Below are 12,404 nucleotides of genomic sequence, written 5' to 3' on the forward strand. Positions count from 1 at the left end.
CTTACCCTTACTCTTTGTTGACCGGAACAGACACGGACAGAGGAGGATACGACAGGTGGCGCAGGTCTACTAACTTCGCAGAAAACGGGAATGCGACAGCAGAAACCGGCGCGGTGACATAACCCGCAGTAGTCCTGCGCATTCCTCCCGCGACTAGCAGTTCGGCTACGCGACCAAAAACCTCATCCTCGATAGCTAGGAGCAGACCTGAATGGACGCGAAGTCGCCCAACAACTCCCACAGCGACGGTTCGATACCCGCTGAGGCGCCGACGGCACCGCGCCGATGGACCGTACGCCGGCGCGTACTGACCGGTGTGGGCGTTGCCGCCGTCGCCGTCGTCGCATGGTTCGGCTTCTCGGCCTGGCAGGTCCAGCACAACCTCACCGGCGCGCGGGACAACGCGCAGCTCGCGAAGGATTCACTGCTCGACGGCGACACGGAGGGCGCCCAGCGTGCGGCGGCCGAAGCCCGGGAGCGGGCGGAGGGCGCACAGGACAACCTGCATTCGGTCCCGTGGAGTTCCCTGGCAGCCGTGCCCGGCCTCGGAGCCCCGTTCGAATCGGCGCAGCAGATGTCCGACGTCGTGGTCGGGCTCACTCGCGACGTTCTCACACCCGCGGTCGACGTCGGCGTCGCGTTGTCACCCCGGGATCTGATCGGCGAGGGCGGCAGCGTGCAACTCCAGCCGCTGCGCGATGCGGCCCCGGCGTTGCAGGAGACGTCAATTGCGGCGCGGAACCTGGCAACTCAGGCACAGGGCATTCGAGGCGCGGGATACGTCGGCCTGGTGGACGATGCGCGGACCGAGTTACAGAATCAGACCGACGACGTGGCAAAACTTCTGGAAAACACGACGATCGGCGCCAAAGTACTTCCGGCCATGCTGGGCCTCGACGGACCGCGGAGCTACTTCCTCGCGTTTCAGACCAACGCGGAGGCACGCGCCACCGGCGGACTCGTCGGCGGCTACAGCGTCATCCGCGCCAGCGACGGAAAGCTGGGCATCGAGAAGCTCGGCAAGAACACCGAAGTGTCCTACGACAAGCGACCTCTCGATCTCGGCCCCGACTACAAGAGCATGTACGGCAACTACAATCCCTCGGTCGACATCCGAAACAGCAACCTGAGCTCCCACTTCCCGTACGCCGGCCGGATCTGGCAGTCGATGTGGGCGCAGGAGTCGGGTGAGCAGGTGGACGGAGCAATCGCGACGGATCCTGTGGCACTGAGCTACGTCCTGGCCGCCGTCGGCCCGGTCACCCTGCCCGACGGGGAGGTTGTCGACGCCGACAACGTCGTGGAACTCACCGAGTCCACCGCATACACCCGATTCATCACCGACGAGGCCAATTACCACGCCGACAACGCCGACCGCAAGGAATACCTGCAGACCATCGCCGGGAAAGTCGTCGAGAAGATGACCGGCAAGATCGAATCACCCCAGCGACTTCTCGACGCGGTCGGGAGGGCCGCCGGAGAGCGGCGCATCGCAGTGTGGAGTGCGCACCCGGAAGAGCAGGCGATTCTCGCCGACACCACGCTGGGATACACGGTGCCCCAGGATCCCGCCCCCTACGCCGGCGTCGTGATCAACAACAACGGCGGCAACAAGCTGGACTACTACCTCGACCGCGAGATCGACTACACCGCCGGCGACTGCACAGGTGATACCCGTACGACCGCCGTCACCGTGCGGCTGACCAACAACACCCCGGACACCAACTTTCCGCGCATCGTCGCAGGAACCTTCAAGGACAAGCCCCTGCCATATGGCACCAACGTCGCCATGGTGTCGCTGCTGTCGACCAACGGCGCGACCCTGACGAAGGCAAGCATCGACGGCAAGCAGTCGTTCGCCATCCAGGGAAAAGAGCTGGGTCACCCGGTCTTCACGGTCCCCGTCACCATCCCGAAGGGCGCGACGGTCGAGTTGCGATACGAACTGAGCGAGCCAACTGCACCGGGCGACGCGCGGATTCCCGTGCAACCCTTGGTGGATGAACCGAAGGTCACCGTGAACGCTCCCGTGTGCAGAGACTGATTTCCTTCGCGGTCCCCGATCGCGCTGCACCAGCCGTCGTCAATTGGAAAGGACGTTATGAGTAAGTCGGTCGCAATCGTGGGCACCAGGGGATATCCGAGCTACTACGGCGGATTCGAAACCCTTGTTCGCGAACTTTCTCCGTACCTCGTGGAACGCGGATGGAACGTCACGGTCTACAGCCGCAAGGGTGCGGTCGAGGTCGACGATCCACATCGCGACCCACGTGTCGAGACTGTCGTGACCCGGGGCGTCGAATCCAAGTCGCTCAGCACACTCACCTACGGCCTCACCTCTGCAGCGCACGCGGCACGGAAGCGCCCCGATGTCGCACTGGTCATGAACGTGGCAAACGGCTTCTGGCTGCCGATCTTGAAAGCCCGCGGAATCCCTACCATCGTCAACGTCGATGGAATCGAATGGGAACGCGCGAAGTGGGGACGTGCAGCCAAGACCGTGTTCAAACGTGGCGCGCAGCTGACAGCAAGGTTCGGTGACCAACTCATCTACGATTCTCACGAAATCGGTCGGCGCTGGTCCAAGGAGTTCAAGCGTGACGGCAATTTCATCCCCTACGGCGGAACGATACCTCCACAACTCGACCCCGTCGAAGGACTTGCACCACGCTCGTACGTCCTGATGGTCTCCCGGTTCGTTCCAGAGAACACAGTTGAAGAATTCTTCTCTGCCGCCGAAGCTTTGAGCCGAGACTGGGATGTAGTCATCGTCGGATCGTCTGGCTACGGCGGCGAGCTCGACCAACGGGCGCAAGACCTAGCCGAAGGTTCGGCGCGCATTCATTGGCTGGGGCACGTGAGCGACGACGAAAAGCTGTTCTCACTGTGGCAGAACGCCGGCGCCTACTTCCACGGTCACAGCGTGGGTGGAACCAACCCAGCATTGATCCAAGCCATGGCCTGCGGTGCGCCTATCGTCGCTCGCAATACCGTGTACAACCGCGAAGTGCTCAGCGACGCCGCTCAGTTTGTCGAACCGCAGAGCGACGCAATCGCGAAGGCAGTGGACGAGGTTCTCTCGGACCGTCGGTTGCAAATGGAACTTAGCGCCGGCGCGATCGAACGCCAAGGTGATCAGTACACCTGGGAGGGTGTCTGCGACCTCTACGAACAACTCCTCGTCAGCGCGTGTGCAGGTACGGCGGAATCAACTCGCAGTCGATGACGAAATCGCCGACACGTCCATCCTGTTCAACGTCCGCTGCGCCGGAAGCAACTGCACGGCCGCCACCACGATCTCACTGGCGGCGAAAGCCCACGCGACTCCGGTAGCACCGAACGTCACCCCGCACGCGATCATCAGCGGCAGCCCGACAATCGCACCTGCGCACGTACTCAGGAGCACTGCCCGACTGTCCCCGGCAGGAATGAGAATCAGCCGTCCCGACGCCGAGTTGGCTGCCACCGCCACAAACGCGACTGCGAACGCAATTGCCACGCCCGGTGTGGTTGCCAGGTCAGGTCCGAATATCAATCGAGATGCCGGAACACCCAAGACCGCGATACCCAGGCCCCCGATGATCCCGAGCAGTCCGGTGAGCATCAATGCCAGATGGAGTCGGCGCCTGTCCTTCCCATTTCCGTGCTCGGAGACCCATGACTGTAAAGCATTCACCGATGCGCCGAGCACCATCGTGGCGGGGCGATACATCTTGTCGGCCGAGGAGAATCGTGCGACGACAGCGGGTGACGTAATAGCGGCGACGATCGTGACGGGACCCGATGCGTATGCGCTCGCCAATATTTGACTGGCCGCAAGACCCTTCTCCGTACGATGCAGGCGCATCGCACGAGAAACGCTGAATGCGCCGAACCCGTGGCCGCGATTGAGCAGCACTGCCAACCACGACACTGACACCAATCGAACACTCATGAGAAGTAGGGGATACACCCATAGCGGTGCACCAAGCACCAGCAGTGACGCGCTGACTGCGGTGACGGCAATGGTCGGCAGGGTTTCGTACGCGACGAGCCCGCGAGGCCGATTCATCCCGATGAAGTACCACGAAGGCGTGAGACCAGCATTGACTGCGATCGCCACCGCCACCAAGATTGCAATACCCGCATCCTGCGGAACAAGTAGCGCTGCGGCCAAGCCGGCGCAAGAGCAGGAGACCACCGAGATGACCAGGCGGCCCACAAGGCTGTCGTTGTACAACTCGACGAGTCGTACTCCACGCATGCGCGCGGCGAGTGTCGGGCCTGAAAATCCCCAAGAGTAGAGAATGGCCGAGCCGCCCATGGAGCCAATCGACTGTCCGACGACAAATGCAGACCATTCATCGATCGACGAAGTTCTCGCGACGACCGGAAGCAGCATGAAGGGAGACAGCATCGCGATAACCGAGATCGAACTCAGGCTCGCCATACGCCGGATGGCGTTCCAGACCTCAGATCTCGGTCGCTGCATCGAACCCACGAAGCCCGTCGACGAAGATTGCGGCGACCTCTCGCGAGAATCGGTCCCGCTCGCGCGAAATCATGTCTCGGTATTCGTCTTGACGAGCACTGTGCTTTGCTTGCGCGCCGAGCACTTCGCGAAGCCGTTCAACAGTGTCGTCGACCAATTGTGGGGAAGGAACAATCTTGTGCTCGGTCGGGATGGGTACGTCCACCCCGTTTGCTGCGGACCCACGCGCAGCGGCCACCACAATGGCTCCGGCCGTTGCCGCCTCCCTGGGCATTCGATCCTTCCCAGGATGTGGGCCGAGATCGAGATAGACCGCACTTCGGCCGAATAGTCGATACACCTCGTGCGGCAGCATGTTCGAGGCGGGAAGGAAATCAACCTCCGGCAGACGACTGGCCACCTTGCTTGCCAACAGTCCACCCTTCATGGGGTTGTAGACCACAGTGTTCGAACGCCGATCCTCAGGGTGCCGGTGCTTCTGAATTTCCTCGACATCCGGAGTGAAATCGGATAGACACGACGCGACAATCCGGCAATTCGCGTGCAGGAACCCGTGCGCATACTGCGACTGAGCCAGGTGAACCACGCTCGACGGTAGCGTTCGATGCCGGTCACGCAGCGTGATGGCCACCTTTCCGTATCTCCTCGCCAGCGCTAGGAGACCCGCGCGCTCGCCAAAGCCATTCCTGTGGGCAATCAGGTCGAGGCGAGGTCCGAAGGCGCGAGAATTGTCAATGCTCAGCCACCAACAGAACTTTTTCGAACGTGGGTACCGACGCAGATGCTCAACGCTGACTTCGGGAGAAATGATGGCATTGCTTTCATTGTCTGTTATCTGCGTCCGTTCAGGGGCTTCGTAGCAATGGTATTGGGGAACACGCGGAGAGTCCTCGGTTCCCGGCAGTGGAACAAGATAAGCATCCTGACCTTGTTCGCGCAGAGTATGAACCAACTGATGTAGCGCCTCGGGCCCGCCGGTCCGAGCACCTCGCGGGTACAGCACGTAGAGCTGATCGAACACAGATTACCCTCTCGCCAATGCGACACCACAACTGAATTTACTCGGCCGCAACCGGATCAAGAATATAGTTGCGGACTCTCTACTCGTTCGTCATCAGTCACTGGACGTAACAAGGCGGCGAACACGATCCAGATAGCGCTGAACCAGAACATACTGGTCAATGTCGCCGCCGTCAGGAATGACACCGCCACCGCTGCCGCAATCGGTCGCCGTCGCCATGGCACGTGGTACAGCACCACAGCACCGAAAACCAAGATAAGGGAGAGCCCGACGATCCCGACGTCGTAGAGAATTTGAACCGGAAGCATGATGAGATGCCCCGGAACGCCGGGGGAACCGGGCTGCTCATGACGCACACCAAAGGTGTTGGTGCCGTTACCCAGCCATAGGTTGACTCCGTTCATGTCCTCGGCCGCGACCTTGGCGACCGTTACGCGAAAACCGATCGTGCCCCCCTGAAGGTTGACGTCACCCAGCTTGTCCTGGGTTTGCGGAACGGTCGTGTCCTGTACTGCGGGTGCCGTTTCAGCCACACCGAATTCAGGTAGGTTCGACGAGGCGCCATACGCTACCAACACTCCCACGATAATTGCGGCAGGCCCAAACCAGAATTCTCCCCGCCATCGCGTATGGCGCCGTCTGCGCGCGAACTCGTACCCCACATAGACCGCGAGACCCAGAATCATGCAGAACACTGCAGTGCGGGTTTGCGAACCGACGAGCCCCAATGGGACCGTCACAGCCGCCACGATCATCCATCGACGTTTGTATCCCTTTCCGGCGACCAACAGTAGAGTCCACAAGACGAGAATCGACGCGTAGATGTTGGCCTCGCCCGCCGTCAACCGGGCTACGTATACCTGGTACAGAGAGTCGAGATCAGTGCCCCAGGCCACATTGCCGCCGGACACGTTGGCGACGAGATACATCGCAAAGCCTGCAGCCGCCCAGGGCACCACGAACCGGATCCCGATCCTTTCGGCCCAGACTGCCCTCTCACCCAACGACATCAGTCCCGCGAGTAAGAGAAGGTCGATGGCGAACCAGGCCAGAATCGAAATACTCTTGGTCAGGCTGGGAGAAAAGAGGAAGGATGCAAACACATTCCACACAATGAACGCTGCGAGGGCCACAACCGCGGGGTGCCGGAGGGTATGGACGAAATCGTGCCGGCGGCGTGGATCGACGAGCAACCACCCCACAAGGATTATTGGGGCAACTTGCTCCCCGCGCACAGTGAAACCCCAGAGCTCGAAAGACAAGCGGCCCAGAAACGATGTCGTCACCACCACCATCACCAACGCGAAAGTCACGACCTCACTGCGCCCCACAATCTCACCGCGCCATCGGGGGTTCGCCGTGGCTGGCGCCGATTCGACCGTCCCTTCGCCCCGATCAGTCACAGTGAACTCCTGCTCCCACTCTCGGATGTGATTCGAGCGGAAGAGACCGCTAGAAGGTTCTGAGCGAAAAGACGAAACTTCACCGACTCCGCGCTCCAGTCGTTCTCCTGGTCGGACTCGGGGCGCGCTCGCAGTTTGTAGGCGGCGGAACGCGCGAACAGGCCGCCCGCGACTGCCCATTTCCAACCGATGTTCTGCAACCGGGTGCGAGACAGCCGCCATTTGTACAGGTCGTACATGTTGACCACCCACGCCGAGTTGGGCACCCGCGACACCGTGGGCGTCGCCGAACTCTCGCCGATCAGGTGAACTCCGGTCACCGAGGGCACCGTGACGACCCTCTCGCCCGATTCCTTGACCCGCAGACAGAACTCGATATCTTCCGCGTACATGAACCACCGACGGCTCAGTCCGCCCAATCGCATCCAGGTGTCGCGTCGCACCAGCATGCAAGCACCGGACACCCAGTCGACGTCCCTCGCATCCACCGACGAGTGCCGTTTGAGGAGATACAGTCCCTCGACGAGTGGCGAGTATCCGGCCAGTCGTGAGAGACCGGAATAGTGGCACAGTACGCGCCACAGGTCCGGTTTCCTGCCGCACTCTCTGATTGCGAGCCGTTCCCCCGGTTTGTCGAGCAGCGGGGCCACTATGCCGATACTGTCGTCCGCGTCGAGGATTCGACTCAGCGCGAAGACACTCTCCGCGTCGACAACGGCATCGGGGTTCAGCAGAAGCACGTGTTCACCACGCGCCTCCGACACTCCTCTGTTGACCCCGCCGGCGAATCCCAGGTTCTCCTCACTTCGGATCACCCGTGCGCGCGGACACACCTCGGACACCCTGGCGATCGTGTCGTCGATCGAATTGTTGTCGACGACAACGATGTCCAGCGCGGGCGCGGATGCCAGCACCGACAGGCACTGTTCGATGACCGCAGCGCTGTTGTACGTCACGATCACGACCGAGATCTTGCACCCGTCACCGCGCGCCTCGTCCGGTGCGCTCATGTCCATATCTCCTTGCCGATCTCGTCACGGAATCGACGCACACCGAACTGTGCCTCGAACCTCCGCCGCGCCCGACTCGCGCGTTCCGTCGCGTCTTCGATCGAAAACTCCTCGAGCGCCTGCCGCCACGCCGCCACATCACCTGTCGGTACGAGACGCCCCACGTCGTCACCGATGATCTCGGGCAGACCGCCACTGTCGCTGGCCATCACGGCGCGTCCCGCCGCCATCGCCTCGATGGCTATGGTCGGCAACGGATCCGGCTTGATGCTCGGCACCAACACCAGGTGCGCCGCATCGAGGTACCTGCGGACGTTGTCGGTCTGTCCGACTATCGACACGCTGTCGGGACGTTCGAGTCTTTCCACGCGATCGACCACGTCGACAGACGCGCCGTTCAGGGGCGGCGCGCCCAAGACGATGAGCTCGATGTCCGACCGATCGAGTCCGTCCCACGCGTCGAGGAGAACATCGTGTCCCTTCCACGTGTTCCACCTGCTCGCCACGACACACACAAGCCGCTCGTCAACAACGAACGGTGTCGGTTCCGGCAGCTCGAAACCGTTGTAGACCACTGTCGATCGGCGGACGAACTTTTCGGGCAACGGACGGCGAACGGCGTTGCTCACGCACACGATGCGTTGCGCAAACGACATGAACGGAGTCACGAAGAGCGCCGTCTTGCGATCCAGGAACTCATGGAGATGCAGCACCGTCGCTGCACCGGCGAGTCGCGCCAACGGCAGCATCAAGACCAGAGCCGATGTGTTGACGTACATCTTCGACGGCCGCGCGCACACGACGGCGACCGCCGTGCGAAGGAAACGCCCGACGAGTCCGGGGAACGCTCCGAGGCGGAGGTACGAACGCCGGATCACGGGAAGTGGCATCCTGCGCACCGTATGCCCCAACTCGGCCAGCGCAGTCGACAGCTCGTTCCCGGGATAGTCGACGTCTGTCGGTAGCCACACCTCCACGTCCCAATCACTCGGAACGTCGGTCAGAGTCTCCAGGAAGACCCGGTCGGCTCCGTACATCTCGTCGGAAGGATGCACAGCGATGAGCTTCTTCGGACGTCTCACGGTGCGGCCTTGCCGGGCGCGGACCGGACCCGCACCATCAGTACGCACCGTCACTCGCCACCACAGCCTTCAGGGTCTTGGCGATGATCAACATGTCGCCGACCATCGACCAGTTCTCGACGTAGGACAGATCCAGACGCACCGAGTCCTCCCACGACAGGTCCGAGCGCCCGCTCACCTGCCACAGGCCGGTGACACCGGGCTTCACCAGGAGCCGGCGACGCACCTCGCTCTCGTAGGACTCGACCTCGACCCGCAGGGGAGGCCTCGGCCCGACCACACTCATCTCACGTCGCAGCACGTTGATGAACTGGGGCAACTCGTCGATGCTGAACTTGCGCATGACGCGGCCGACACGGGTGACACGCGGATCCTCTCGCAGTTTGAACAGAACTCCGGCACCGTCGTTGTGCCCGCTCAGGGTCGCGCTGTGCTTGTCGGCGTCGTCGACCATCGACCGAAACTTCAGCATCGGGAACGGCCTGCCATCCATGCCCATTCGTTCCGATTTGTAGAACACAGGCCCTCGACTCGTCACCTTGACCGCTACCGCTGCGACAACCATCACGGGACTTGCCAGCACGAGCGCAAGAATGGCAAAGATCAGATCGAACGACGTCTTCCCGAATCGCTTCGCGCCGTGATAGCGCGGCTTCTCCACGTGGATCAGAGGCAGTCCCGCGACAGGTCGCATCTCGAGGCGCGGCCCGGAGACGTCCATCATTCCTGGAGCGACCACCATGTCGACGTCCAGTTGCTCGAGGTCCCACACCATTTCGCGAAGCCCGTGATGGCCGAGGTGCTCGGTCGCCGTGACCGCGACGGTGTCGGCCCCGGATCGCTCGATCGCATCGACGACGTCGTGCTCGTCGCCGAGGACCGGAATCAATCGCCCGTCCACCGTGATCGTGTCGTCGGACGACCGGTAATGAGCTGGGATACATACCCCGACCACGTTGTACCCGTCCGCCGTTCCACGGTCGAAGGTCCTGGCGAGGTTGCGCACGGAGCGTTCGCCTCCGACGACCAACACCGATGTCTGGCACAGCCCGCGCGCCCGCTTGCGAGCGAGGACGCGGCGCCACATCCATCGGGTCAGCAGCAGACCGAGTAGACCCGTGGGGAATGCGATCGCCAGGTACAGCCGCGCCAATTCCAGCTGCAAGAGGAGCGCTGCGATCGCGATGAGCCCGAAAAGTCGTAGCGTCGCGGTGGCGATGCGTCGATACTCCTCCGGGCCACTCCCGACCACTCGTGGGGATCGAACGTGAAAGACGGCGAGCATGGCGAGCCACGACGCTACGAGAGCGACGGAAATCAGACCGTAGCTCACGTTGCTCAGAGTGCGCGAGTCGACGAGGGTCCCGGGGCCTCCGAAGCGCACCCATTGAGCCAGAGCCACCGCTGCCACCACGACGAGGGTGTCGGTGAGGAGAATTCTCCTGATGTACACGGCCAGCCAGTGTCGGCGTGCGACCCCTCGTTGCGCCGGAACTGCCGCAGCGCTGTGAACAGCTGAAGATCTGTCCACAGTCGAGTTGAACGTCGCCATGCATCCCCTCCACTGTCGAACCGACCGTCGGCAGAGTGTGATGGTCGAGTCGGCCGTTTCACGACAGCGGATCTCCGGACGCGGACAGTGCCGTCGTCACCAACGAGCAAAAACCAGAAGTGCCCCGAGCACCGCCATGTAGATAGACGACATCGAACATTCACAACGAGTGTGGACGCTATCAGCGCGATTCCGTCCTGTCTCATCCGCACCGGCGACATGAGACCGTGCGGTCTGCGCTAAATATGGACTGAGCAGCGGTTACTCGCTCCTACAATTGGTTCGGGGACAGCCTTTTTCGGCAAACTGACCACAGGTGTTCGGGCAGAAGCTTTTTCACCTAGTCAAGTCCGCATCGGGGCGTCTACGCACACTTGAAGTCCCGCCAACACTCGAATTGCATACCCAAAGTTGGCGATTACCAGACGTATGCAATCCCATCACCGAATCGAAGACATTTTTCACGAACCAGCACCGAAATTCGGTGGCTGACTCGAGAATTCGAACGGTCCGGCATCGACGCTCTCGCGTTTCACGCCCCGCCACCGTGGGGCCCGGCCGACACACCGACCTGTGGCCGCCCCATCCGCGCCCGAACGCGGGCGGTCACCTGCCAGATCAGGGTGGTGTCGTGGACGCTGATGCACGGCACGCCGAGTGCACGCGCGTGCTGAACGGTGGCCGACTCCTTCTCCGAGCAACGCCCGTCCAGAATGTCCTCGGTGACGATGACACAGAGCACGTCTCCCTCGAATTCGCGGATAGGTTCGAGCCCGTGGAGCGCCACCCATTGCCGGACCATCGCCCACTGCGACACGTCGTTGTAGCGGGTCGGATTGCCGACGAACAACACACGGCGGGACCGACGGGCTCGGGCGACCTCGATGCTGGAGATGGGTGACATGACAAAGGTTCCTGTCCACGTGAACGGCTGATCCCGGTACGGGACCACTCTCTCCCGGCGCAGCGCCGACGTCTGTCCCCCGATCAGGCGGTGCATCGGATGAATCTCGCCTCCCCCGATCAGGGGACACCCCCGCACGTGAGTGGGAAAGTGTGCTCGGGCACGCATCGGCACTCACATGGGAGGTTGCATGATCACTGCTCTGTGCTGCCGCGGCATCGGTGAGGATCGGGGCGTCAACATGCTCACCAACACCACGCAACTGCTGGACCTCGCACGGTTCGTCGTCAAGCAGGTTCCGTGGGAGGCAAGTTACGGACCGGTGCCCGATCCGGGTGGTTCAGCGTTCGACAAGGCACTGTCCGAAGGACGCACGCTCTTGTTGCGAATGATCGCGGAAGACCCGAATCCCGTTGTTCTGCTCGGCTACTCGGGAGGCGCTGCGCTCGCCGGCAACGTGGCAGCCGAGGTGGGGCGGGGCGTGCACCCCGCCCTGGACGTTCGCGGGGCCGGTCTGATCGCCGATCCGCTGCGGCCGGCATCTCCGGACCTGCCGGGCTGGGGAATCGCGGGACAACGCCTGATCACGGGGATGCCCGTGTGGCAGATCGCCGACCCGTTGGACGTCATCTGCTGCTGTCCGGACAACTCGCCGCTGCGCACGTTCGCGGACCAGTCGGCGGCCTTCTCACTCGCCGATCCGGCGGCGTGGGTGGCGGATCTCCTCGATCGGCTCCGCACCCGCCGGTGGCAGGCGGTGATCCTGAACTGGTGGCGACCGTGGACGGTGTGGCAGCAATACTCCGAGGCAATCGAGGATGTGAACGGTTACCTGTTCCGGGGCGACCACACCAGTTACTGGGTGCGGCTCGCCCCGGGCACCAATCGCACCTACAGTGAGCTGCTCGCCGATCGCGTCGGCAGCCTTTCGGACTGATCCCCGCACGCCGAGGGATTTCAG

General features: G+C 62.4%; 10 protein-coding genes. 3 read left to right on the forward strand and 7 right to left on the reverse strand.

The genetic code is table 11. The annotated features are described in order from the left end of the window. Nucleotides 1-211: 211 nt before the first annotated feature. Together HGB39_RS00305 and HGB39_RS00310 are read left to right on the forward strand one after the other, a co-directional pair. Complete coding sequence (locus HGB39_RS00305; protein WP_005561286.1) at nt 212-2,044, forward strand: DUF4012 domain-containing protein; 1,833 nt, start codon at nt 212-214, stop codon at nt 2,042-2,044. 57 nt (nt 2,045-2,101) lie between these two features. Further along, on the forward strand, nt 2,102-3,226 hold the full coding sequence (locus HGB39_RS00310; protein WP_005561284.1) for a glycosyltransferase: 1,125 nt from the start codon (nt 2,102-2,104) through the stop codon (nt 3,224-3,226). Here HGB39_RS00310 and HGB39_RS00315 read toward each other — a convergent pair. From HGB39_RS00315 to HGB39_RS00345, 7 genes are all read right to left on the reverse strand, one after another. Next, nucleotides 3,209-4,429, reverse strand: coding sequence for a lipopolysaccharide biosynthesis protein (locus HGB39_RS00315; RefSeq protein WP_005561282.1), 1,221 nt, complete (start codon nt 4,427-4,429; stop codon nt 3,209-3,211). The genes HGB39_RS00310 and HGB39_RS00315 overlap by 18 nt on opposite strands. Before the next feature lie 22 nt (nt 4,430-4,451). Next, complete coding sequence (locus tag HGB39_RS00320; protein WP_155756057.1) at nt 4,452-5,492, reverse strand: hypothetical protein; 1,041 nt, start codon at nt 5,490-5,492, stop codon at nt 4,452-4,454. A 56-nt stretch (nt 5,493-5,548) separates the two neighbouring features. Beyond that, nucleotides 5,549-6,895, reverse strand: a complete 1,347-nt coding sequence (locus HGB39_RS00325; protein WP_312029793.1) for an O-antigen ligase family protein — start codon at nt 6,893-6,895, stop codon at nt 5,549-5,551. Further along, nucleotides 6,892-7,905 carry a glycosyltransferase family 2 protein gene (locus HGB39_RS00330; protein WP_247607331.1) on the reverse strand — a complete coding sequence of 338 codons (1,014 nt, stop codon included), beginning with the start codon at nt 7,903-7,905 and terminating at the stop codon, nt 6,892-6,894. Before HGB39_RS00330 ends, HGB39_RS00325 begins: the two co-directional genes overlap by 4 nt. Further along, a complete protein-coding gene (locus HGB39_RS00335; protein WP_248949873.1) occupies nt 7,902-8,987 on the reverse strand; it encodes a glycosyltransferase family 4 protein in 1,086 nt (361 codons plus the stop codon). The genes HGB39_RS00330 and HGB39_RS00335 overlap by 4 nt, the downstream gene beginning before the upstream one ends. 37 nt (nt 8,988-9,024) lie before the next feature. Next, a complete protein-coding gene (locus HGB39_RS00340; RefSeq protein ID WP_064080620.1) occupies nt 9,025-10,539 on the reverse strand; it encodes a sugar transferase in 1,515 nt (504 codons plus the stop codon). Between the two features lie 532 nt (nt 10,540-11,071). Next, complete coding sequence (locus HGB39_RS00345) at nt 11,072-11,443, reverse strand: hypothetical protein (protein WP_007300788.1); 372 nt, start codon at nt 11,441-11,443, stop codon at nt 11,072-11,074. 190 nt (nt 11,444-11,633) lie between these two features. Between HGB39_RS00345 and HGB39_RS00350 the strand changes: the two genes are divergently transcribed. Continuing rightward, the gene (locus tag HGB39_RS00350) at nt 11,634-12,380 is read left to right on the forward strand and encodes an alpha/beta hydrolase (RefSeq protein WP_005562603.1); all 747 of its coding nucleotides are present in this window, start codon (nt 11,634-11,636) and stop codon (nt 12,378-12,380) included. Nucleotides 12,381-12,404 lie beyond the last annotated feature (24 nt).

The organism is Rhodococcus opacus (assembly GCF_012396235.1).
In the GTDB taxonomy this organism is placed as follows: Bacteria; Actinomycetota; Actinomycetes; order Mycobacteriales; family Mycobacteriaceae; genus Rhodococcus_F; species Rhodococcus_F opacus.